Below are 22,007 nucleotides of genomic sequence, written 5' to 3'. Positions count from 1 at the left end.
ATGCCGCCGTATGACGACGCCCTGCTCCCCGCCACCGCCCGCGCCCTGCGCCACCGGATCGCCGTCGCGCAGCGCGAGGGCCGTACTCCTTCGCTCGTCGCGGCCGTCGTACGCGACGGGGAGACTGTCTGGTCCGGCGCCCGCTCGATGATCGACGGACACGAGCCGACGTCCGACACCCAGTACCGCATCGGCTCGATCACCAAGACGTTCGTCGCGGTGCTGGTGCTCCGGCTGCGCGACGAGGGCCTCGTCGACCTCGCCGATCCGCTGGAGAAGCACCTCTCCGGCACTCAGGCGCCCACGGTGACCATCGCTCAACTCCTCTCACACAGTTCCGGTATCGGCGCCGAGCCCCGCGGCCCCTGGTGGGAGCGGACCCCGGGCGCGCTGCGCCCCGGGCTCGGCGAACTCTTCGACGGCGACCCCACCCGTCACCCGGCGGGCCGACGGCACCACTACTCCAACCCCGGCTTCGCCTACCTCGGCGCGCTCGTCGAGGCACTGCGCGGCGCACCCTGGGGTGAGGTGCTGCAGCGCGAGCTGCTGGAGCCGCTGGGGCTGCGGCGTACGACGCTGCTTCCCGAGGCCCCGCACGCCGGCGGCTTCGCCGTCCATCCGTGGGCCGACGTCATGCAGCCCGAGCCGCTCCACGACACCGGCCGGATGGGCCCCGCGGGCCAGTTGTGGTCCACGGCCGGCGACCTGGCCCGGTTCGCGGCCTTCCTCGTACGCGGCGACGACCGGGTGCTCTCCGCCGACACACTGGCGGAGATGCGCACCCCCGCCGTGGCGCCCGAGGCCGCGTCCTGGGACAGCGCGTACGGGCTCGGAATGCAGCTGATCCGCGTCAGCGGCACGCTGCTCGCCGGCCACACCGGCTCCATGCCCGGGTTCCTCGCCTGCCTCCTCTCCGACGTCGACGAGGGCGTGAGCGCGGTCGCCCTCACGAACGTCACTTCCGGCGTGTCCGTATCCGGGCTCGCCGCCGATCTGATCGGCACCGTGGTGCGGCACGAACCGCGCATCCCCGAGCCGTGGCGTCCGCTGGCCGCGGACGCGGTGGATCCGGAGCTGCTCGCGCTGACGGGGCCGTGGTACTGGGGCGCGAACCCTCATGTGCTGCGGTTGAAGGAGGACCGCTGGCTGGACCTGAGCCCGCTGAACGGCGCGGGCTATGCGTCGCTGCTCCGCCCGGAAGGGGACGGCACGTGGACGGCGGTCGACGGCTACTGTGCCGGCGAGACGCTGCGGGTGGAGCGGTCGGCGGACGGCGAGGTCTCGCACCTCGACCTGGGCACCTTCGTCTTCACCCGGGAGCCGTACGACCCGGACGCCCCGGTCCCCGGCGGCACCCGCGGCTGGACGTAGCCCCCGTCCGGGCCGCGCCGCCCCGGGCCACCGCCCCCGAGTCACCGTCCCCGGATCACCGCCCCCCGGGCCACCGTGGGGTCCCGCCGTCAGGACCCACCGGGGAACCCTGGACCCCCACCGTTGGGCACCGACAGGTGGTCGGTAGCCCCTACGCCCCCAGCTCCTTCTCCAGCGGCGTGCGGAACCTCGGCGTTATTCGGGCGTCGCCGATCCACCCCGCAAGCCGCTCGGCCTCCGCGGCCACCGCGCGTTCCGCGTCGCCGCCCACGTCCGTCAGCATCCGCCACACCACCTCTCCGTGTTTTCGCTGCGCCCAGCCACCGACGACTTCCCCGTTCCACCACACCGTCGGTCCCACGTTGCCGCTGCCGTCGAACAGCGCCTTGCGGTACCCGGCGTCGAGATACCAGTCGCGCTCCTTCCAGCCCATCGGTGTCGGGTCGAGCCCCGGCAGCAGCGCCGCCCACGGCTCCGGCTCCGGCTCCGCGACCGGCTCGGTGTCGTCCGGCAGCACGTACCCCGTGCCCTCGTCCAGCTCCACCGCCACTGCGCCCGTCGTGGCCAGCGCCTTGCGCGCGGCGGTCTTCGTCCAGCCGGTCCACCAGGCGAGGTCCGCTTCGGTAGCCGGCCCGTACGCGTACAGCCAGCGTCTGGTCAGCTCCGCCTGCGCCTCGGCGACGTCCATGCCCCCGAATTCCTCGCCCGGCGCCCACCGGAACTGGCTCGACGTCCACGACCCGCGCGGGTGCCCACGGCGTATGTGCCCGTCGCAGGCCAGCATGCGCAGCACGCGCGTGGCCACGCCCTGCTGTGTCTCCTGCCGGGTGCCGGGGAAGACCGTGATCTTCGTGCGCAGCAGCGGCTCGGCGGCGGATATCTCGCTGCCGGTCGCCTCACCTTTGTCCTTCAGCACCGCCAGCGCGGCGGCCTCGGCGCGCTGCAGCCACGCCTCGTCCAGGCCGTTCCAGTCCTTGAGGTGCTTGAGGAACGTGGCGCGCTCGCGCGCCGCGATGGCGCGCGCCGCCGCCGCGTCCACGACGGGCGCCAGGTCGCGGTTGACCGCGAAGAGCGTGCGCCGCATAGACAGCAGTTTCACCAGCGACACGTCCTCGTAGAGCGCGTGCTCGACGGGCGTGACGCCAGGCTCCCGCATGCGCGCACAGGCAGAGAGGAAGACGGTCGCCGCGTCCGTCGCGTGCAGCGCGACGACCGCGTCCACCGCCTCGACGGGAGAGGTCGCGCGGGCGGCCGGCGCCAGTGCGTGGCGCACGCCGATCCGGGCTCGTCGCTGCTCGGTGGTGATCTGCATAGTGGCAGTATGCCGAAGCCCGCGCCGGCCCGCTCGGGCCTGTGGATAACTTCGGATACAACCCGCTGACCCCCCTCTGAACAGCGATTATTGAGCGCAAGGGGGCGGACGCGGAGTGGGCTGCGAGCCGTCCGCGGATCCAGTCCACCGCCGCTACAGGGTCCGCTTGAAGCCCACGTGCGACGCCGCGAATCCCAGCCGCTCGTAGAAGCGGTGCGCGTCCGTGCGCGTCGCGTCCGACGTCAGCTGCACGACCGCGCACCCCTGCCGGCGCGCCTCCTCTACCGCCCACTCGATGAGCTGCGTCCCCAGCCCGCCCCCGCGCTCGTCGCGGTGCACGCGCACCGCCTCGATGAGCGCGCGGGTCGCGCCCCGCCGCGACAGGCCGGGGATGACGGTGAGCTGCAGCGTGCCGACGACGCGGCCGTCGCGTTCGGCGACGACGAGGTGCTGGCCGGGGTCGGCGTCGATCCGTGCGAAGGCGTGCGCATACGGGGCAGGGTCGTCGGGGGTTTCGCGGGCGGCGCCCAGCGGGTCGTCGGCGAGCATCGCCACGACGGCGGGGACGTCGGCGGCGGTCGCGCGCCGGATGTGCAGATCGCTCATGCGGCCGACCCTACGCGTGCGCGGCGGGCGCATCCCAGGCCGTACGCGCCCCTCCGCGACCTCTGCGCCCCCGCGCCGGACCTCTGCGCCCGTGCGCGCTCCTACGTCGCGTACGCCGCCGGCGGGGCCTCCAGCGTCTCCACCGCCGCCACCAGCGGCGCCAGTTCCGGCCGCTTCGCGGCCTCGTCCAGTGCGGCGCGCAGCGCGGTCTCGTAGCCGGGCCTGGCCTCCGCGAGGAGTCGGCGGCCGGCCTCGGTGACCTCGGTGTAGATGCCGCGGCGGTCGTCGGCGCAGAGGTAGCGGCTGAGCAGGCCGCGGTCTTCGAGGCGGGTGACGAGGCGGGTGGTGGCGCTCTGGCTGAGGACGACGGTGTCGGCGAGCTGGTTCATGCGCAGGTGGAAGTCGTCCTGGCGGCTGAGGGCGTCCAGTACGGAGTATTCGCGGGCGCTCAGCCGGTGCGCGCGCTGCAGCGTGCGCTCCACGTGGTGCTCGATGCGGGCGTGCAGGGATGCCAGGGCCGTCCAGCCCCGGGCCAGTTCGTCGAGCTGCTCGGCTGTGGCCGCCATGAGCGCCTCCGCGTCCCGTGAGTGCGTGCGTGCGTTCGCCGTCCTGGTGTCGAGTTTACTCGACGACCGCAATAGCCCGCGTTTGCAAGAATCGGCGTGCGCAATTATTGTGGGCGCTTGCTAAAGGACAGCCCTCGCACCCACGGCAGGAGTCCCCGCATGCCTCTCGCGCTGCTCGCGCTCGCCATCGGCGCGTTCGGGATCGGCACCACGGAGTTCGTCGTCATGGGCCTGCTGCCCGAGGTCGCCGACGAGTTCTCCGTCTCCGTCCCGGCCGCCGGCTGGCTCACCACCGGCTACGCCCTCGGCGTCTTCGGCGGCGCCCCGCTGCTCACCGCCCTCGGCACCCGCGTCTCGCGCAAGCGGATGCTGATGAGCCTCATGGGCCTGTTCATCGCCGGCAACGTCATCTCCGCGCTCGCGCCCGCCTTCGGCGTCCTGCTCGCCGGACGTATCGTCGCCTCGCTCGCGCACGGCGCTTTCTTCGGCATCGGCGCGGTCGTCGCCGCCGGGCTGGTCGCGAAGGACAAGCGGGCCGGGGCCATCGCGATGATGTTCACGGGACTGACCGTGGCCAACGTCGTCGGCGTCCCCGGCGGCACGCTCGTCGGGCAGACCGTGGGCTGGCGGGATACGTTCCTCGCGGTCGCGGCGATCGGGGTCGTCGGTCTGGCCGGCGTGGCCAGGCTCATACCCGACCTGCCCCGGGAGACCCGGGAGACCCGGGAAGCCCGGGCGACCCAGGAAACCGGAGTAGCCGGAGAAGCCGGAGAAGCCCGCGAGCCGTCGAGCGCCGTCGCCGGCGGTGGCACGGACCTCCGGCGCGAACTGGCCGCGTTCCTCAACGTCCAGGTGCTCCTGGCCATGGCCATGACCGTCCTCGGCTTCGGCGGCGTCTTCGCCGCCATCACCTACATCGCACCGATGATGACCGAGGTCGCCGGCTACGCCGACGGCTCCGTCACCTGGCTCCTCGCCCTCTTCGGCCTCGGCATGGTCGGCGGCAACCTGGTCGGCGGGCGCTTCGCCGACCGCGCCCTCATGCCGATGCTGTACGTCGCACTGAGCGCCCTGACCGCGACGCTGGCGCTGTTCACGCTCACCGCGCACAGCAAGCCGGCGGCGGCCGTGAGCATCTTCCTCGTCGGTTTCTTCGGCTTCGCGACCGTACCGCCGCTGCAGAAGCGGGTGCTGGACCAGGCCGCCGCCGCGCCGACCCTCGCCTCCGCCGTCAACGTCGGCGCGTTCAACCTCGGCAACGCCCTCGCCGCCTGGCTCGGCGGCCTGACCATCTCCGCCGGCCTCGGCTACACCGCCCCCAACTGGGTCGGCGCCGCCCTCGCCGCCTCCGGCCTGGCCCTCGCGGTCCTCGCCGCGACCCTGGAGCGCCGCGCGGCCCGCACCGCCGGTGCGGCGGCGGCCTCGCGGACGGTACGGGTGGCGGGCAACGCCGTACGGGCCGAAGGCGGCGGCGTACGCGCCGAGAACCACGACGCCGTACGGACCGGCCCGGCCGCCTCCGCCGACGTACCAGACGTACCACCGGTCTCCGCTACTCCGCCCACGGCAAGGGATGCCGCTGCCCGTCCTCGGTGACGGCACTGCCCCCGGCCGCCATCGCCACCAGCGCCTCCACGTCGCCGGAACCTTCTGCCGCACCGAGCCGCCGCAGCACGTCGGGCGGGAGCAGCACGGCGTGCCCGGCGGCCGCGGTCTCGGTGCGGCCGTCGCCGGTCACGGTGAGGGAACCGGATATGACCATCCATACCTGCTCGCGGTCGATGGCGTGCACGGGCCCGGACCGGCCGGCTTCGATCCGCACCCGCCAGGTGCTGAGTGCGGTGCTGCCCTGGGAGGGGGTGGCGAGGGACTCCATGGTGGCGTTCGGGGTGGTGACGGTGCGGTCGGGGGAGGGAGTGATGACCTTCATGAATGTAAAGCTCCTTTACTCGATGGGTTGAGTAAAGGAGCTTTACTCAACCGTGTCAAGATGTTCCCGTGACCCGCGACGACGACAGCCCGCCGACCCCCGAGCTACTGTTCCTGCTCGGCATGGCCTTCCAGCTCGTGCTGACCGAGTTCAACGAGCGTGTGGCCGCGGCCGGTTACCCCGACCTGCGGCCGGTGCACGGCATGACCTTCCAGATCCTCGGCGCCGACGGCGCCACCAGCAGCGAACTCGCCTCCCGGCTCGGCGTCACCAAACAGGCCGCCGGCCAACTCGTCGACGACCTGGAGCGCCGCGGCTACGTCCGCCGCACCACCCACCCGGCCGGGGGACGCCGCAAGCTCGTCGTCCTCACCGACGCCGCCCGCCGGCACCTCGACATCGCCGGGCGCGCCCTGCACGACCTGGAAGCGGAACTCGCCCGCCGCACGGGCGCCGACACCACACTCCTCCGCACCGAACTCCTCCGCCTCGCCCACGGCCTCGCCGGCGACGGCCTCCCTCCGCTACGCCCCGTCTGGTGACCCGGCGTACGCCCGCCGACCCCGGGACATCACCCGTCAGGCCGGCTTGACGTCAAGCTGTCCTGACGCGACGATGAACCCATGTCCACCCCAGACACCCAGGAAGCCCGGCACACTCTCATGACCGCCGCCGCGCGCTACGACGAGCTACGCCTGCGCGACGCACTCGGCGACGGCGACCCGGGCAGCACTCCCCTCACCAGGGAGGAATCCCTCGAACTCCTCGCCCTCGGCGAGGTGCTGGCCCGCAAGGCCGGCTACGGGCGGCAGCTCGCCGTACGCGCCGCACGTTCCCGCGGGGCCTCCTGGTCGCAGATCGGCGCCGCCCTCGGCACCAGCAAGCAGTCCGCCTGGGAGACGCACACCCGCTGGATCGAGGACCAGGCCGCCGCCAACCGCCGCGACGGTTACGGCGGCATGGACCCGGCCGACGAAGCCGCCGCCCGAGCCCTGGCCGACGAGCCCGACTGACCGCGCGGCGCACCACGCGCACCGAACGCCGCCCGCCCCCCGCCACGTCCGCGCGGTTGCGGGATCCGCGTGCATGCCGAATCACGGCTGGATCGGGGCGAGTTCACCGTCCACGCTCTCAGCTTCGCTGCACCGCCTCCACCAGGCGCTCCATCACCTCCCCGTCACCCTCGACCGTCAACTCCCCCGCCTCGACCGCCTCGGCCAGCGGGCGCTCGTGGGCCAGCACCGACCGCAACGTGTCGTGATCCGTCGTCACCGCAACGTCCGGAGACCGCGGCTCCTCGCCGCGCCGCACCTCCGTCAGCTCGCCGTCGGCGACCTCCAGCCGGTACACCTCGCGCTCCAGCTCTATGCGGTAGCTCGCGGACCACGCCGCGTGCGGCTGCGGCTGGAAGTAGGCGCGCAGCCCGAGGAGCACGGTGTCGGAGGTCAGCACGCCCTCCAGCGGTATCACCGGCGAGCGCAGCCCCCACCTGCGCAGCGCGGCGAAGACCGGCTCCAGCTCGCTGCCCCACTCCGTCAGCTCGTACACCTTCGCCGAGGCGGGCGGCGGCAGCGTACGGCGCGAGAGCACACCGAACCGCTCCAGATCGCGCAGGCGCTGGGACAGCACGCTGGGCCCGATGCCGGGGAGCGCGGCCTGCAGATCAGCGTAACGGCGGGGGCCCAGGCGCAGTTCGCGCACGACGAGCAGCGCCCAGCGTTCCCCGATCATGTCGAGCGCGTGGGCGATCGGGCACGCCTGCCCGTACGTCCGCCTCTCATCGCCGCTTCCCCTTGCCATCGCCGCGCTCCTCCCGCTCCCCAACTCCACATTCACTTCGAAAAATGTAGCACACACTTCGGAGAATGTAGTAGCGTGGGGGAAACCGGATGAGGGAGGCGAGTCATGAACGGCACGGCAGAAGTCCAGCCCGCGGCCGAGCGGTTGGTTCGGGTCGGAGACGTCGAGATCTGCACGCAGGCGTTCGGCGCCGCCTCCGATCCGCCGATCCTGCTGGTCGGCGGCGCGGAGGCGTCGATGGACTGGTGGGAGGACGGCTTCTGCGCACGCCTCGCCGCGACCGGGCGGTACGTTGTCCGCTTTGACGCGCGCGACACGGGCCGGTCCACGACGTTCCCGGTCGGGGCGCCGACGTACGGCAGCGAGGACTTGCTCACCGACGTGGTCGGCGTGCTCGACGCGCTCGGCCTCGACTCCGCGCACCTCGTGGGTGTCTCGATGGGCGGCGGGATCTCCCAGCTCATCGCGGCGCGGTACCCCGGCCGGACCGCTTCGCTGACGTTGATCGCCACGAGCCCCGCGACACCGGGCGGGCCCGACCGCCCCGAGTTGCCGCCGATGAGCGAGGAGCTGGCGCGGAAGTTCGAGGAGCCGCAGCCCGGGCCCGACTGGTCGGACCGCGAGTCGGTCATCGCCTACTTCCTCGCCGGTGAGCACACCTTCGCCGGCACCGTCCCGGTGGACGAGCAGCGCGTACGCCGCGTCGCCGGCCGCGCCTTCGACCGCAGCCCCGTCCCCGCCGCAGCCGCCAACCACTGGCTGCTCGACGACGGCAAGGAGCCGGCCGAGCTGTCCCTCGGCGACATCACCGCACCGACCCTCGTGCTCCACGGCACCCACGACCCGCTGTTCCCCTACGCCCACGGCGATGCGCTGGCCCGCGAGATCCCCGGGGCAACCCTCGTGCCACTCCCCGGGATGGGGCACCAGATGCCGCCCCCCGAGCTGTGGGACACCGTTATATCCGCGCTCGTCGCGCACACGGAGTCGGCGGGAGGCTGAACAGCGGACGGCCCGGAGCCTCTTGGCCCGGCGCCGAGGGCCGAGGGCCCGTCAGAGTATGCGTTCGCGGCGGGCGGCGGTTATCCAGCCGGGGAACTCAGAGAGGAGGCGGTCGTAGAGCTGCGGGTCGGGCAGCTCGCTGATGTCGTCGACGGCGAAGAACCCGACGTTGTCGACGCGGCGCCCGCCGAGGGTGTCGAACCGCTCCAGCACGCCGTAGTCGGACTTCCCCAGCCCCACGAACTGCCAGAAGATCGGCTCCTCGACCGCCTGGCGCAGTTCGTACTCGATCTCGGCGTTGCGGTAGACGCCGCCGTCGGAGAAGAACAGCACGAGTGTGGGAACGGGGGCCGGGTTCTCGCGGACGTAGGCGCGGACCTCGGCGATGACCTTCTGCTCCTCGTTCTGGATGCCGACCATCCGCATGTCGATCTGGCCGTCCTCCAGGCCCTTGCGCTTCTTGCGGGGCCGGAAGAGGGCGAGCTGACCGACCCGCACGTGCAGTCGCAGCCACTCGGGGAGATCCCCCAGGTGCAGGTCCGGAAGCCGGGCCGGATGGGAGGCGAACGTCCACGCCTGCATCGCGCCGTCGTCGTCCAACTGCGCGGCGACCGCGGCCATTCGCTCGACGACGTCGGCGACGACGCGTTTGGCGTAGAGGGGGGTCATGGAACCGGATGCGTCCAGGACCAGGATGACGCGGGCGGAGATATCGGTGGCCCCGTGCTTGCGCAGGCTGATGGCCACCTGCTCCTTGCGCAGCGACAACCGCTTGTGCATGTCAACGGGCAGTTGCTCCTCGCCCTTGACCAGGCGCGGCGCGCCGGGCGCGGCCGGGGGAGCCGGCGCGTAAGGCGCGGCGGCGGGCGGCGGCACCGCGGCGGGTGCAGGGGCGGGCGCCTGCGGAGTGGGGACCGCGGGGGCGGTCGGTGGTGCCGGCGGGGCCGGCGGTGTACCGGGGGCGGCGGCCGGGGCGGGTGCCCCCGCGGGCGGAGTCGGGGCCGGTGGGGCCGCGGCCGGTGGGGTCTGGGCCGGTGCCCCCGCGAGCGGGGCCGGGGCCTGGGCGGCGGAATGGGCGGCGGGCCGGGGTTGTTCCTCCGGGGGTGTGTCGTCGACCGTGATGCCGAAGTCGGTGGCCAGACCGGCCAGTCCGGAGGCGTAGCCCTGGCCCACCGCGCGGAACTTCCAGCGGCCGTTGCGCAGGTACAGCTCGCCGCCGACGAACGCCGTCTCCGTCGTCGCCTCCATGTCGAAGCGCGCCAGCTCGCCGCCCGTTCCGGCGTCCAGCAGTCGCAGCGTCAGCCCCGGCACCTGGCCGAACGTGCCACCGTCGGCCGAGGCGCACAGCACGACCCGCTCTACGGCCGGACCCAGGGAGTCCAGCAGGACCTCGACGGAGTCGGTGAACCGGCCGCCCGCTCTCTGCTTGCCGAGGTGCGTGACCGACTGGGAGGTGTGCCGCGGCTGGTTGTAGAAGACGAAGTCGCCGTCGTCGCGGACCCGTCCGGCCGCGGTGAGCAGCAGCGCCGAGGCGTCGACGTCGGGGACGCCGGGCCCGTCGGACCAGGTGAGTTCTGCCCGTACCGCGGACGCGTCGACGGGCAGGTTGGCCCCTTTGCTGAGCGATCGGGTGGCCATGGGATCGGTCCCCCTCTCCGGTGCGGTCGAGCGGCGGTTGCGACGGAGCGCGGCACACACCCTGGTTCCGTGGAGAACTCCCGGGGTCCCGGCGTGGTTCCGCGGCCGGTGGGAGCCCTGCCCTGGTCACGTACAGCGTGTCATGCCGCGGAGGTAGCGGGGCCGGGCGGCGGCCAGACCGAAGACGTACGCCGCTTGCCGCCGCAGGCTGACGCGGCGCGCACCCGTCGCGCGCGAAGCTGCTGACATCCCGGAACGCCCGGGACGACAGCCTTTGAGGAGACATCATCTTGCGCTACGTACGCAGCAACCGCGTCCGCGCCGTCGCCGTCACGGCCGCCCTGCTCGCGACGGCCACCGCCGGCACCGCCGCCGCAACCGTCGACGGCCGCAGCGGCGGCGGCAACAGCGGCAACGCCGTCAACGACGCCCACGGCGCTGGCGACCGCGGCCGAAACGCCGCCGCGCTGACCGGCACCGCGAAGCTGACCCGGTCGCTCGGCGACGACATCACGTTCTCCTTCGACGCCCGGCTCGCCGCCGAGCACCATGAGAACCCCCTGAAGGCCACGGGCACCTTCCGCTTCAGCCACTACCTCGACGGCACAGGCAACTGGGCCGAGGCCGAGGTCGACTGCCTCGTCACCGGCGGCAAGGTGGCCGTCGTCTCCGGCGTCGTCACCGACACCGACCTCCCCGGCGCGAAGGGTCTGCGCGTCGGCGTCACCGTCCACGACCAGGGCCGCCACGACCGCCTCGGCTACAGCTGGGCCGCCACCGGCGGCCCGATGGAGGACAAGGACCTGGCGCCGTGTGTGAGTTCGGCACCGTTCGAGAAGGTCAAGCGCGGCACCGGCGACTTCCGGGTCCTGCCCTGGCAGCCGGAGCTCTGACCGGGCCACCCCATGACGCGGTGCAGGGTGAGGCGGTCCGACAGGCGACGGCCAGCGGCGGTCAGGCCGCCGACCCGCCGAACCGCCAAGCCGCAGACCCGCCACCCCCGGGTCAGGCCGACGGCGGCGTCGCCGGCAGCGAGACGTACAGGCGGGAACCCCCGGGCCGGTAGCCGATCCGGGTGTACGTGTGGCGCGAGCCCTCCCCCGAGTACTCCAGCCACACCGACCCGACCCCGCGGTCGAACATCGCCTCCGTCAGCGCCGCGGTCACCGCCGCGGCGACACCCCGGCGGCGGTGCGCCGGGCGGGTGCCGACGCCGGCCAGCTCGGCGGTGTCCTCGGCCGGCGGCGAGCACGTCGCGCCGCCGGCACAACCGCCGTCCCCGGCCCGTACGAAACGCACCTCCCCGCCGTCCCGCTGCAGCCGCCGCAGCCGCGCCGCACCCTCCGCCGACGCGGCGAACGCGCCGCCGAACGCCTCGGCGAGCGCGGCGTCCAGCGCCCGGAACTCCTCGTCCGTACCCGGAACCTCCACCCGCGGGCCGCCCCCGCCGCCCCCGTTACCGCCGAGCCACCGGCCGTCACCGCCGAGCCACCGGCCAGCGAACGTGTCCGGGGTGCAGACGAGGTACTCGTGCACCGCCTCCGTCCCGAACCCCGCCGCCCGCAGCGCCGCCGCCACCCCGGGCGCCGCCCCCGGCACGAACTCCAGCCGCGGCAGCAACCCCCGCTCCCGGAAGGCGCCGACCAGCGCGGCGACGTCGCCGCCGGTGGGCGCGGCGCCGGGCAGCGGGGTGGCGTAGTTGAGGTACGGGCTGTCGGTGCCGGGGGAGAAGCCCACGACGAAGCCGCCGGTCTCGACCGCGTCGGGGCGGCGGCGGAGGTTGGCGACGGCGAATTTCTGAACCTGGTTGTCCCTGGGATGTGCCACGGTGATGTCGACCTCACGAAGTCTCTGGAAAGAGCGCATGGGCATCGTGGGGCCGCCGTACGGGACGGGCGTGTCCGGCGGTACGAGCCGGCGGGACCGCTACGGAAGCGGGCCGGCCACTCGGCGCCGACGGCGGCCGCTGAAGGACGCCGGAATCAAAGGCTTCATTCCTCACCGTGAGTACGCCGGAGGGATCACCGGCGAATCCGTTCTACGAACCCGCAGAACGCCGCCAACCTCTCACGCCCGCCGCACCCGTGCAACGCGCTTCACGCCCACCCGCGCGGATCACCCGGGCCGCGGCCCGCCGGGCGGCGGCGGGATGCGTTCCACGACGCGGAAGCGTTCCGCGACCACCAGAGCGTCGTCGTCGACCGTGAACCCGGGGTCCCCGAGCACCTCGCGCATCGCCTCGCCGTGCCAGAACGCCTCGTGCCCTTCCCGCCACCCGGCGACGGTCTCGTGCCCCTCGCCCTCGTCGACCGCGTGCCGCAGGTCGATCTCCCGCAGCGGCAGCACGCGCACCGCCGTGATCTCGATGACGGCGACCCGCCGCCCCCGGGAGTCGAGCAGCGCCGCCCGGTCCCCCGCCTCCGGCAACGCCTCGCCCTCGGCCTCGTACGCCGCGAGCAGCCCGGTCGTCGCCGTCTTCGCACCGGACAGCACCGCGCCGACCAGCCTGTCGCGCAGCGGCCCGGGGAAGGCCAGCTCGTACGGGGGCAGCTGAGCCGCGGGTTCGGACATGGCCTCAGCGTACGTGCGCCGCCGGCCCGGCGGGCCTGCGCCGTCGCGGGGCCTGTAGGTGCCGGCCTGCGCGGCACCGGGTGGTGAAGTCGGCGTCCAGCCGGGCCACGAGCCGCTCGAAGAGCGCTCGGGTCGCGGCATGGTCGTAGCCGCGCGGGTACTCCAGCAGCTGCGGATCGTCCAGTCGGCGCAGGAGGGCGATCAGGTCGGCATCGCTGTCGGCATCGCTGTGCGTCATCGGCCCATGATGGCGGAGCGTGCGGACCCGGCCCGTCGGAGCCGGAGCGCAGGCTGCGGGAAGCATGCGGAGGCACTTCCCGGGGCACCCGCTCACCGCGCGGCGCGGCTCCGGCGGTGCTGGGCACGCAGGGCGGCCAGTCTCCGGTGGTCGCGGGCGGCGGGCGCGCTCTCGCCCAGGGCGAGGAGCGACAGGAGTTGTACGGAACGTCCCGACGACGCGGCGGCCTCCAGCTTGTGATGGCCGTCGAGCAGGAAGTGCGTCAGCCCCCAGTGCTCGTAATAGTCGGTCGACCGGGTGTCCACCGCCGGCTGGCACAGGTCCAGGGTCGACACCGCCACCGCCGTCGGAACCGCCCCCTGCCTCATCCGCCCGGCGTACTCCTCGACCCGGTCGCGCTCGTTCCAGGTCGGCGGGACCATCGGCACCACGAACTCATAAAGATGCGCCTCGTCGCCGACCGCGGTCTCGAACGTGCGGTAGTACGGGGTGTGCGGGTACTCCGGCAGGCCCCAGAACCCGTCGATACCCCAGGTGGCCACCTGCTCGTGGCTGAAGTAGTCGCCCTCATGCCCCGGGACGGTCAGCCGCGGTTCGACCCGGAGGAGCAGCGGCAGATAGTCGTCCTCGGGAAGCAACGCGGCGAACGCCTCCACGACGACGCCGTCCGGTTCGGTGAGCCGGAGGGCGAGGCGCTCCCGCACGTCCTCCAACGACAGCGTCTGCCGGGCGCCTTGGAGACGCCGGAAGAGGAACGGGCAGGTCCCGCACCAGAAGCTGCGCTCGAACGCCGGCTCGTCGTCGACGACGAGCAGCCTGAGGCCGACCCCCGCCCCCGACCCTTCGGCCCCTCTTCGAACCGAAGCCGCGCCCGGGACGCGGCGACCCCGAGCCTCCGCGGCTCACCGACCAGCACCTTCACCCGTAAGACCGTACGAGATGCCACCGCGGCCGGCACGCGGTTCCGGTGCGATGGGCCCCCGCCACGGAGTCGCCTGAGATGGTTTTCCCCGGTTGCGCCAGCCCGGCCCCACACGATGAACTGCGCCAATGGCCAGGAACCGCGTGCTTTACCTGCTGGGCAGCGCCGCTCCGCCCGTGCTCGATGTCGGGGACGTCATCAAACGCGCACAGGCGGGAGGATGGAACGTGTGTCTCGGCAGCACACCCAGTTCACGCGCAGCATCGAGACGCTTCGCTCCATGGGCGTGCACGTCCTCTACGGCGAAGGCGGGTTCGTGCCGGACGAACCAGGCAAGGGCCGGCCGGACGCATACCCGTGGGACCTGGCCCTCGAAGCGGCCACGAGGCTGATCGATTGACTCGACGGCTACGGCGTGAGCCGCACCCGGCTTCTGCCGGGCCCGGTGACGAACCGCGCGCGCGGACGGCGGCGGGCCCCTCTCGGCTGACAGAGGGGCCCGCTTACAACTGTGGCGACGTCAGTCGGCCACGGGAAGGTAGACGCGGTTGCCTGCGGCGGCGAACTCCTTCGACTTCTCCGCCATGCCCGCCTCGATCTCCTCCTCCGTCGCACCGTGCGCGCGGCGGATGTCATGAGAGATCTTCATCGAACAGAATTTCGGCCCGCACATCGAGCAGAAGTGCGCCGTCTTCGCCGGCTCCGCCGGCAGCGTCTCGTCGTGGAACTCGCGCGCCGTGTCCGGGTCCAGGGCCAGGTTGAACTGGTCCTCCCAGCGGAACTCGAAGCGGGCGTCCGACAGGGCGTCGTCCCAGTCCTGGGCGCCCGGGTGGCCCTTCGCGAGGTCCGCCGCGTGGGCGGCGATCTTGTAGGTGATGACGCCGGTCTTGACGTCGTCGCGGTCCGGCAGGCCCAGGTGTTCCTTGGGGGTGACGTAGCAGAGCATCGCCGTGCCCCACCAGGCGATCATCGCCGCGCCGATGCCGGAGGTGATGTGGTCGTAGGCGGGGGCGATGTCCGTGGCCAGGGGGCCGAGGGTGTAGAACGGAGCCTCTTCGCAGATCTCCTGCTGCAGGTCCACGTTCTCCTTGATCTTGTGCATCGGGACGTGGCCCGGGCCCTCGATCATGGTCTGTACGCCGTGGGACTTCGCGATCCGGTTCAGCTCGCCGAGCGTACGCAACTCCGCGAACTGCGCCTCGTCGTTGGCGTCCGCGATCGAGCCGGGGCGCAGGCCGTCGCCGAGGGAGAAGGTCACGTCGTACGAGGCGAGGATCTCGCACAGCTCGTCGAAGTGGGTGTAGAGGAACGACTCCCGGTGGTGGGCCAGGCACCAGGCGGCCATGATGGAGCCGCCGCGGGAGACGATGCCGGTCTTGCGGCGGGCGGTGAGCGGGACGTAGCGCAGCAGGACGCCCGCGTGGACGGTCATGTAGTCGACGCCCTGTTCGCACTGCTCGACGACGGTGTCCTTGTAGACGTCCCAGCTCAGCTCCTCCGCGCGGCCGTCGACCTTCTCCAGCGCCTGGTAGAGCGGGACGGTGCCGATGGGGACGGGGGAGTTGCGGAGGATCCACTCGCGGGTGGTGTGGATGTTACGGCCGGTGGACAGGTCCATGACCGTGTCGGCGCCCCAGCGGGTGGCCCACGTCATCTTCTCCACCTCCTCCTCGATGGAGGAGGTGACGGCGGAGTTGCCGATGTTGGCGTTGACCTTCACCAGGAAGTTCTTCCCGATGATCATCGGTTCGGACTCGGGGTGGTTGACGTTCGCGGGGAGCACGGCGCGGCCGGCCGCGATCTCGTCGCGTACGAAGGCGGGCTCGACGCGCTCGCGGAGCGCGACGTACTCCATCTCCGCGGTGATCTCCCCGCGTCTGGCGTACGCGAGTTGGGTGACCGCGTCGCCGCGGGCGCGCCGCGGCTGGCGCGGGCGGCCGGGGAAGACGGCGTCGAGGTTGCGCAGGCCGCCGCGGGGGGCGGTGTGCTTGAGGCCGTCGTCCTCGGGGCGGGGCGGGCGGCCCGCGTACTCCGCGGTGTCGCCGCGGGCGATGATCCAGTTGTCGCGCAGGGGGCTGAGCCCGCGGCGTACGTCGGTGTCGATGGTCGGGTCGGTGTACGGCCCGGACGTGTCGTACAGCGTCACGTCCCGGCCGTTCGTGAGGTGCACGCGCCGCACCGGGACCCTGATGTCGGGCCGGGCGGGGTGTTGTACGTGGTCCTTGTGCCAGCCGGCCGCGCTGGATTCCTCGGTGGCGGGCGTACGTGCATCCGAAACGGTCATGGAGACCCACTCCCTACGCCGGCATTACCCGGTAACAGGTTCGGCGGTCGGCGCAGCTGTGGTCCGGATGCGGATCCGTCAGCGCCCTCTCAGCCCGGTGCTCCGAGCTCCCGCGGTGTGCAGTTCGCCGACCACGCTAACCGCTGTACGTCCCGGCGCGGAAGAGGGCCTCCGCGACGGTCCCTGCGATGATCTGGGCGTGACGCATTCGCACGGCCACGACCAGGGGCACAACCACGGGCACGCCCACGGCGCCCCCGCCTCGCCCGCCCCGCCCGCCTCGCACCGGCTGCGTACGGTGATCGCCGCGGTGCTCGTCCCCTTCGCGCTGGCGGTGTTCGCCGGGCTGATCGCGCTGTGGCCGGGCGACGAACCGGCGGGCGAGCGCAGCGGCGTCGGCTTCGACCAGGAGCGGCAGCGGGCGAAGGTCACGAAGATCGAGCAGGTCAAGTGCGCCGACGTGGGCGCGCAGGTGCAGGAGCAGGGGCCGCCGGGCGGCGGCGGCACCGACGAGCCGCGGCCCGACGAGGACGCGGTGTGCGAGCGGGCGACGATCGAGGTGACGTCGGGCAAGCACGCCGGGCGCACCTTCACCGAGATCGTCGCGCCGGACGCGTCCCGGCGGTACGACGTGGGGCAGGAACTCGTCGTCTCCTACTCGCCGGAGGCGCCGCGGGACCTGCAGTACGCCGTCTCCGACGTGGTGCGTACCGTGCCGATGGCGGCGCTGGCGCTGGTGTTCGCGGTCGCGGTGGTCGTCGTCGGGCGGCTGCGCGGGCTGGCGGCGCTCGCGGCGCTGGCGGTGAGCTTCGCGATCCTGATCCTGTTCATCCTGCCGGCGATCCTCGACGGATCGAACCCGCTGCTGGTGGCGGTGGTCGGAGGCAGCGCCATCATGCTGATCGCGCTCTACCTGTGCCACGGGTTCAACGTGCGCACGTCGGTGGCGGCGCTCGGCACACTCGCGTCGCTGCTGCTCATCGGGCTGCTGGGCTCGCTGTTCATCGGCTGGTCGAAGCTGACCGGGAACACCGACGACTTCACCGGTCTCATCCACACCCAGTACCCGGACATCGACATGAGCGGGCTGCTGCTGGCGGGGGTGCTGATCGGCTCGCTCGGGGTGCTCGACGACGTGACGGTGACGCAGGCGTCGGCGGTGTGGGAGCTGCGGCGGGCCGACCCGTCGGCGCCGTGGCGGAAGCTGTACGTGTCGGCGATGCGGATCGGACGGGATCACATCGCGTCGGTGGTGAACACGCTGGTCCTCGCGTACGCGGGGGCGGCGCTGCCGTTGCTGCTGCTGTTCACGATCGCCGACCAGAGTGTCGGCACGGTGGCGACGAGCGAGTTCGTCGCCGAGGAGATCGTACGGACCCTCGTGGGCAGCATCGGTCTGGTCGCCTCGGTGCCGCTGACCACGGGGCTCGCGGCGCTCGTCGTCTCGGCCGACCGCCGCCCGGGGGCGGAGCCGGGTCCGGGACCGGCTGTGGGTCCGGGGCCGGGTTCGGGACCGGGTTCGGCGTCGGCGCCGGGTCCGGCGGCGAGTGGCTGGGCGGGCACGGGCCCCGGCGCTGCCGCGGCTCCTCCCGAGGGCCGCGCCCGCCGCCGGGGCGGCGGCGGTCGGCGGCGCCGGAAGTAGCGCCGGAGGCGAGTGGCGGTGAGGCGAGTGGCGGTGAGGCTGGTGAGGCGAGTGGCGGTGAGGCGGTCGGCTACCAGTCGTTCTCCGACGACGACGCGGTCATGAACTTCCGCACCAGGAAGATCGCACCCGCGATCAGCGCCGCGGCCAGCAGCACCTTGAACAGCAGGCCGATGATGAACCCGACCAGCGCCATGATCAGGCTGCCGAAGACCACCAGCACGATCGCCGGGATCAGCACCCACGTCACCCACCACGGCAGTCCCGCGGTGATCTCTTTCACGGACACGGTCATTCCTCCTCCGGTACGCCGGGGTTGTCCCGGTGCCATCGATGCTAAGCCGCCGGACGGGCGGATGGGAGTGCCCCCGGCCCCGGTCCACCCCGGAACGAACCCTGAGGCACCCCTGAGGGACTGATTCACGCCTCGGGTGGAGAGAAGACCACCAGCACCCGGAGATCCTCGGTGATGTGGTGGAAACGATGCGGGACACCCGCCGGTACGTAGACGACGCAGCCCCTGCCGACCTGCAGGGTCTCGTCGCCGACGGTGACGGAGCCGCGACCGCTCATGATCACGTAGACCTCGTCCTGGCGATGGGGCTGCTGCGGATCGGGGGCGCCGGCGTCCAGCGCGTACAAGCCGACCGACATGTTCCGCTCGCGCAGGAACTGGAGGTACGCTCCGTCGTTCGCGCGGCGCTCCGCCTCCAGATCGTCCAGCCGGAATGCCTTCATCGTGCTCCGCCCTCCGCATCCATGGTGCTCCCGACTACCTCTGGAACGATCACACTAATGAAGACCTTCATCATCAAGACCCTGGCCAACGCCGCAGCCCTCGCGGTCGCCGTCTGGCTGATCCCCGACATCGGGCTGACCGGTAACGACAACGCCGACAAGGCCGTCACGCTGCTGCTGGTCGCGTTGATCTTCGGCGTCGTGAACTTCGTCGTCAAGCCCCTCGTGCAACTGCTGTCGCTGCCGTTGCTGCTGCTGACCCTCGGGCTGTTCACGCTCGTGATCAACGCGCTGATGCTGATACTCACCTCCTGGATCGCGGACGAAGTGGAACTGAGCTTCCACGTGGACGGGTTCGGGACGGCGGTGCTCGGCGGTCTGGTGATCAGCATCGTCTCGTGGGCGACGAGCATGGTCCTCGACCGGGACTGAATCGTGCACCGGGGAGTGCACGGGTACGAGGGCGAAGGGCATGCGGCGGTCGGCTGCACCGGGCGCCGGGGACCGGGCTGAGGCAGGATGGAGCGCATGCGAACGAGCGAACGCCCCCACCCCGCGCCTTTCCTCGTCTGCTTCGTCTGCACCGGCAACATCTGCCGCTCGCCGATGGCCGAGGCCGTCTTCCGCGCCCGCGTCGCGGAGGCGGGGCTCGACGGCGAGATCGAGGTGGACAGCGCCGGCACCGACGGCTGGCACGTCGGCGAAGGCGCCGACCCGCGCGCCGCCGCCCTGCTCACCCAGCACGGCTACGAGCTGAAGCACACCGCCCGGCAGTTCACGCCCGACTGGTTCGCCGAACGCGACCTCGTCCTGGGCCTGGACAGCGGGCACGTACGCCGGTTGCTCAAGATCGCGCCGACCCCCGTCGACGCCGAGAAGGTGCGGCTGCTGCTCTCCTTCGCGCCCGATCTCGACCTGACCGACGTCGAGGATCCGTACTACGGCGGCACCGGCGGCTTCGAAGAGGCTCTGGACCTGATTGAGACCGCCGCCGAGGGCCTGCTGCAGGCCGTACGCGACGAGCTCGCCGCCCGCCCGTGACCGACCCGGCAGCCGGCCCAGCCCCGGACGACCCCGCACCGGACGGCACCATCGACCCGGACAGCACCGGCACCGGCGCCCCCGACGCCCCGGGCCGCCGCCCCGGCACCGGCGCCTCCCGCGCCCGCCGCGGCGTCGAGGCGCGCGCCGCCGCGCTCACCGGCGTCCCCGTACGGGCTCGCGCGGGCGTCGGTGGCGGGGACATCTCCGCCGCGCACCGCCTCGAACTCGCCGACGGCCGCCGCGTCTTCGCCAAGACCCGCGCCGACGCCCCCGCCGACTTCTTCGCCGCCGAGGCGCACGGCCTGCGGTTCCTCGCGGACACCGGCACCGTCCCCGTCCCCGCCGTCCTCGGCGAGGAGCCCGGGCTGATCCTGCTGGAGTGGGTCGAGCCCGGCCGCGCGACCCCCGCACAGGCCGAGCGGCTCGGCCGCGACCTCGCCGCGCTGCACGAGACCCCCGCCGCCGCCTACGGCACCCCTTGGCCCGCGTACATCGGCTCGCTGCCGCTGCCGTCTTCGCAGACCGCTCCCGCAGCCGCGGAACCACCGCCTGAGCACGCCGAACATGCGCCCGCCTCCCCCGATGACTGGCCCGGCTTCTACGCCGAGCACCGGCTGCTTCCTTTTCTACGCCTCGCCACTGACAACGCCGCCCTCACCCCCGCCGACACCCAGGCCGTCGAGCGCCTCTGCGCGGTGATCGACCAGGTCACGGGGCCGCCGCAGCCGCCCGCCGCCATCCACGGCGACCTGTGGTCGGGCAACGTGCAGTGGACGGCCGGCGACCGCGCGTACCTCATCGACCCCGCCGCGCAGGGCGGCCACCCCGAGGTGGACCTGGCGTTCCTGGAGCTGTTCGGCTGCCCGCAGCTGGGGCGGCTGCTCGGGGCGTACGAGGAGGTACGCCCCCTGCCCGGCCGGCGCGGCCGGGTGCCGCTGTACCAACTTCACCATCTGCTCGTGCACGCCGCGCTGTTCGGCGCCGGCTACGGCGTACAGTGCGGCGCGGCGGCGCGTGCGGCCCTGGAAGGAGCCGGCCGGTGACGCAGGACGACCCCTCGCACGCCCCCGAGCCCCCACCCCACGCCGACGCAACCCCCGACGCCGAAGCGACCCCCGACGCCGACGCCGCCCCCGACGCGGCCCACATCACCCTCCACGCCGACGCCACCCGCGTCGTACGCGCCGGCCTCCCCACCCCCGAGCCGTACGAACCCGCCCTCCCCGGCCCCGTCTTCGCCGCCCACTACCACCTCCCCGGCGACATCACCGCCGCCCCCTACGACTACGGCCGCGACGCCAACCCCACCTGGACCCGCCTCGAAGCCGCCCTCGCCGCGCTGGAGTCGCCCGGCGCCCCCGCCGAAGCGGTGGCCTTCGCCTCCGGCATGGCCGCGATCACCGCCGTCCTCATGGCCGTCCCCGCCCCGCCGCCGGACGGCACCCCCCACGGCCACGTCGTCCTCCCCTCCGACGGCTACAACCTCGTCCCCGGCGGCCTCCGCACCCTCCTCGAAGAGCACGGCACCGAGGTACGCGCCGCCCCCACCGCCAGCGACGCACAGGCCGAACTCCTCGACGGCGCCCGCCTGCTCTGGCTGGAGACCCCCGCCAACCCCGGCCTCGACGTGTGCGACATCCGCCGCCTCGCCGACGCCGCCCACGCGGCCGGCGCACTCGTCGCCGTCGACAACACCCTGCCCACCCCCCTCGGCCAGCGCCCCCTCGAACTCGGCGCCGACCTCTCCGTCGCCAGCGGCACCAAGGCGCTCACCGGCCACGGCGACGTCCTCCTCGGCTACGCCGTCACCCGCGACCCCGCGCTCGCCCGCCGGCTGCGCACCTGGCGCAGGACCGCCGGCGCGATCCCCGGGCCGATGGAGGCGTGGCTCGCGCACCGTTCGCTGGCCACCCTGGAGCTGCGCACCGCCCGCCAGGCGGCGAACGCCCTCGCCGTCGCCGAGGCGCTGCGCGCGACGCCCGGAGTAACGGGCGTACGCCACCCCGGCCTGCCCTCCGACCCGGCGCACGCGCTGGCCGCGCGCCAGATGCGCGCCGGGCGCTACGGGTGCGTGGTGACGTTCACGCTGCCGGACCGGGCGGCGGCGGAGCGGTTCCTCGGCGCGGCGCGGCTGGTCGACGAGGCGACGAGCTTCGGCGGCGTGCGCTCGACCGCGGAGCGGCGCGGGCGGTGGGGCGGGGACGCGGTGCCGGAGGGCTTCGTCAGGTTCTCCGCGGGCGTCGAGGACGCCGCCGACCTGGTCGCTGACCTGCGCGAAGCGCTGGCATACGCGCTCGCCCGCTGACGCCGCGACAGCCCGGCAAAAAGAACAAAACTCGCGTA

At 73.1% G+C, this 22,007-nt stretch carries 25 protein-coding genes; 12 read left to right on the top strand and 13 right to left on the bottom strand.

Annotated elements, in window-relative coordinates:
• Positions 1 to 1,371 carry a serine hydrolase domain-containing protein gene (locus tag T328_RS25340; RefSeq protein WP_496498465.1) on the top strand — a complete coding sequence of 457 codons (1,371 nt, stop codon included), beginning with the start codon at positions 1 to 3 and terminating at the stop codon, positions 1,369 to 1,371.
• A 151-nt stretch (positions 1,372 to 1,522) separates the two neighbouring features.
• On the opposite strand, the gene T328_RS25335 is transcribed toward T328_RS25340, so the two are convergent.
• The 3 genes from T328_RS25335 to T328_RS25325 all read right to left on the bottom strand — a co-directional run bounded on the left by T328_RS25335 (position 1,523) and on the right by T328_RS25325 (position 3,855).
• On the bottom strand, positions 1,523 to 2,683 hold the full coding sequence (locus T328_RS25335; RefSeq protein WP_496498464.1) for a winged helix DNA-binding domain-containing protein: 1,161 nt from the start codon (positions 2,681 to 2,683) through the stop codon (positions 1,523 to 1,525).
• Positions 2,684 to 2,836: 153 nt separating this feature from the next.
• Positions 2,837 to 3,289, bottom strand: coding sequence for a GNAT family N-acetyltransferase (locus T328_RS25330; RefSeq protein WP_496498463.1), 453 nt, complete (start codon positions 3,287 to 3,289; stop codon positions 2,837 to 2,839).
• Between the two features lie 101 nt (positions 3,290 to 3,390).
• The gene (locus tag T328_RS25325; protein ID WP_496498462.1) at positions 3,391 to 3,855 is read right to left on the bottom strand and encodes a MarR family winged helix-turn-helix transcriptional regulator; all 465 of its coding nucleotides are present in this window, start codon (positions 3,853 to 3,855) and stop codon (positions 3,391 to 3,393) included.
• Positions 3,856 to 4,014: 159 nt separating this feature from the next.
• On the opposite strand from T328_RS25325, the gene T328_RS25320 reads away from it, so the two are divergent.
• The gene (locus T328_RS25320; protein WP_496498461.1) at positions 4,015 to 5,451 is read left to right on the top strand and encodes an MFS transporter; all 1,437 of its coding nucleotides are present in this window, start codon (positions 4,015 to 4,017) and stop codon (positions 5,449 to 5,451) included.
• Here the strand turns inward: T328_RS25320 and T328_RS25315 are convergent.
• Positions 5,408 to 5,785: a cupin domain-containing protein gene (locus T328_RS25315; protein WP_496498460.1), complete on the bottom strand. Its 378-nt coding sequence runs from the start codon at positions 5,783 to 5,785 to the stop codon at positions 5,408 to 5,410. The two genes, T328_RS25320 and T328_RS25315, sit on opposite strands and share 44 nt — an antisense overlap.
• 68 nt (positions 5,786 to 5,853) lie before the next feature.
• Here T328_RS25315 and T328_RS25310 point away from each other — a divergent pair, with 68 nt between their 5' ends.
• Together T328_RS25310 and T328_RS25305 are read left to right on the top strand one after the other, a co-directional pair.
• Complete coding sequence (locus tag T328_RS25310) at positions 5,854 to 6,327, top strand: MarR family winged helix-turn-helix transcriptional regulator (protein WP_496498459.1); 474 nt, start codon at positions 5,854 to 5,856, stop codon at positions 6,325 to 6,327.
• Between the two features lie 81 nt (positions 6,328 to 6,408).
• Entirely contained in the window at positions 6,409 to 6,798 is a 390-nt protein-coding gene (locus T328_RS25305) for a hypothetical protein (RefSeq protein ID WP_496498458.1), read from the top strand.
• Positions 6,799 to 6,916: 118 nt separating this feature from the next.
• Here T328_RS25305 and T328_RS25300 read toward each other — a convergent pair whose 3' ends face one another.
• Complete coding sequence (locus T328_RS25300) at positions 6,917 to 7,585, bottom strand: winged helix-turn-helix transcriptional regulator (protein WP_496498457.1); 669 nt, start codon at positions 7,583 to 7,585, stop codon at positions 6,917 to 6,919.
• A 105-nt stretch (positions 7,586 to 7,690) separates the two neighbouring features.
• On the opposite strand from T328_RS25300, the gene T328_RS25295 reads away from it, so the two are divergent.
• Positions 7,691 to 8,587 (top strand): alpha/beta fold hydrolase, encoded by an 897-nt coding sequence (locus T328_RS25295; RefSeq protein WP_496498456.1) that lies wholly within the window; start codon positions 7,691 to 7,693, stop codon positions 8,585 to 8,587.
• Positions 8,588 to 8,638: 51 nt separating this feature from the next.
• Here the strand turns inward: T328_RS25295 and T328_RS25290 are convergent, their stop codons facing one another.
• Complete coding sequence (locus tag T328_RS25290; protein WP_496498455.1) at positions 8,639 to 10,225, bottom strand: VWA domain-containing protein; 1,587 nt, start codon at positions 10,223 to 10,225, stop codon at positions 8,639 to 8,641.
• Positions 10,226 to 10,515: 290 nt separating this feature from the next.
• Between T328_RS25290 and T328_RS25285 the strand changes: the two genes are divergently transcribed.
• Entirely contained in the window at positions 10,516 to 11,118 is a 603-nt protein-coding gene (locus T328_RS25285) for a Repetin (protein ID WP_496498454.1), read from the top strand.
• Between the two features lie 112 nt (positions 11,119 to 11,230).
• On the opposite strand, the gene T328_RS25280 is transcribed toward T328_RS25285, so the two are convergent.
• From T328_RS25280 to T328_RS25265, 4 genes are all read right to left on the bottom strand, one after another.
• Positions 11,231 to 12,052 carry a GNAT family N-acetyltransferase gene (locus T328_RS25280; RefSeq protein WP_496498453.1) on the bottom strand — a complete coding sequence of 274 codons (822 nt, stop codon included), beginning with the start codon at positions 12,050 to 12,052 and terminating at the stop codon, positions 11,231 to 11,233.
• Between the two features lie 288 nt (positions 12,053 to 12,340).
• On the bottom strand, positions 12,341 to 12,796 hold the full coding sequence (locus tag T328_RS25275) for an ASCH domain-containing protein (RefSeq protein WP_496498452.1): 456 nt from the start codon (positions 12,794 to 12,796) through the stop codon (positions 12,341 to 12,343).
• A gap of 4 nt (positions 12,797 to 12,800) precedes the next feature.
• Positions 12,801 to 13,034: a hypothetical protein gene (locus tag T328_RS25270; RefSeq protein WP_496498451.1), complete on the bottom strand. Its 234-nt coding sequence runs from the start codon at positions 13,032 to 13,034 to the stop codon at positions 12,801 to 12,803.
• 92 nt (positions 13,035 to 13,126) lie between these two features.
• Positions 13,127 to 13,738 carry a hypothetical protein gene (locus T328_RS25265; RefSeq protein ID WP_496498501.1) on the bottom strand — a complete coding sequence of 204 codons (612 nt, stop codon included), beginning with the start codon at positions 13,736 to 13,738 and terminating at the stop codon, positions 13,127 to 13,129.
• Between the two features lie 447 nt (positions 13,739 to 14,185).
• On the opposite strand from T328_RS25265, the gene T328_RS25260 reads away from it, so the two are divergent.
• Positions 14,186 to 14,356 carry a hypothetical protein gene (locus T328_RS25260; protein ID WP_496498450.1) on the top strand — a complete coding sequence of 57 codons (171 nt, stop codon included), beginning with the start codon at positions 14,186 to 14,188 and terminating at the stop codon, positions 14,354 to 14,356.
• 120 nt (positions 14,357 to 14,476) lie between these two features.
• Here T328_RS25260 and thiC read toward each other — a convergent pair whose 3' ends face one another.
• Positions 14,477 to 16,240, bottom strand: a complete 1,764-nt coding sequence (thiC, locus tag T328_RS25255) for a phosphomethylpyrimidine synthase ThiC (RefSeq protein ID WP_496498449.1) — start codon at positions 16,238 to 16,240, stop codon at positions 14,477 to 14,479.
• Between the two features lie 193 nt (positions 16,241 to 16,433).
• Here thiC and T328_RS25250 point away from each other — a divergent pair, with 193 nt between their 5' ends.
• A complete protein-coding gene (locus T328_RS25250; RefSeq protein ID WP_496498500.1) occupies positions 16,434 to 17,882 on the top strand; it encodes a YibE/F family protein in 1,449 nt (482 codons plus the stop codon).
• A 70-nt stretch (positions 17,883 to 17,952) separates the two neighbouring features.
• Here the strand turns inward: T328_RS25250 and T328_RS25245 are convergent, their stop codons facing one another.
• Positions 17,953 to 18,165, bottom strand: coding sequence for a DUF5326 family protein (locus tag T328_RS25245; protein ID WP_496498499.1), 213 nt, complete (start codon positions 18,163 to 18,165; stop codon positions 17,953 to 17,955).
• Positions 18,166 to 18,302: 137 nt separating this feature from the next.
• A complete protein-coding gene (locus tag T328_RS25240; protein WP_496498448.1) occupies positions 18,303 to 18,620 on the bottom strand; it encodes a cupin domain-containing protein in 318 nt (105 codons plus the stop codon).
• A 57-nt stretch (positions 18,621 to 18,677) separates the two neighbouring features.
• Between T328_RS25240 and T328_RS25235 the strand changes: the two genes are divergently transcribed.
• The 4 genes from T328_RS25235 (at position 18,678) to T328_RS25220 (ending at position 21,969) form a co-directional block, all read left to right on the top strand.
• Positions 18,678 to 19,052, top strand: coding sequence for a phage holin family protein (locus T328_RS25235; protein WP_496498447.1), 375 nt, complete (start codon positions 18,678 to 18,680; stop codon positions 19,050 to 19,052).
• An 87-nt stretch (positions 19,053 to 19,139) separates the two neighbouring features.
• On the top strand, positions 19,140 to 19,661 hold the full coding sequence (locus T328_RS25230; protein ID WP_496498446.1) for a low molecular weight protein-tyrosine-phosphatase: 522 nt from the start codon (positions 19,140 to 19,142) through the stop codon (positions 19,659 to 19,661).
• A gap of 50 nt (positions 19,662 to 19,711) precedes the next feature.
• Positions 19,712 to 20,707, top strand: coding sequence for a fructosamine kinase family protein (locus tag T328_RS25225; protein WP_496498498.1), 996 nt, complete (start codon positions 19,712 to 19,714; stop codon positions 20,705 to 20,707).
• On the top strand, positions 20,704 to 21,969 hold the full coding sequence (locus tag T328_RS25220) for a cystathionine gamma-lyase (RefSeq protein WP_496498445.1): 1,266 nt from the start codon (positions 20,704 to 20,706) through the stop codon (positions 21,967 to 21,969). The genes T328_RS25225 and T328_RS25220 overlap by 4 nt, the downstream gene beginning before the upstream one ends.
• The last annotated feature ends 38 nt before the right edge of the window (positions 21,970 to 22,007 follow it).

The organism is Streptomyces sp. CNX435, assembly GCF_059570575.1.
Note: the sequence above shows the minus strand (reverse complement) of the source record. Positions and strands in the feature narration are given on the sequence as shown.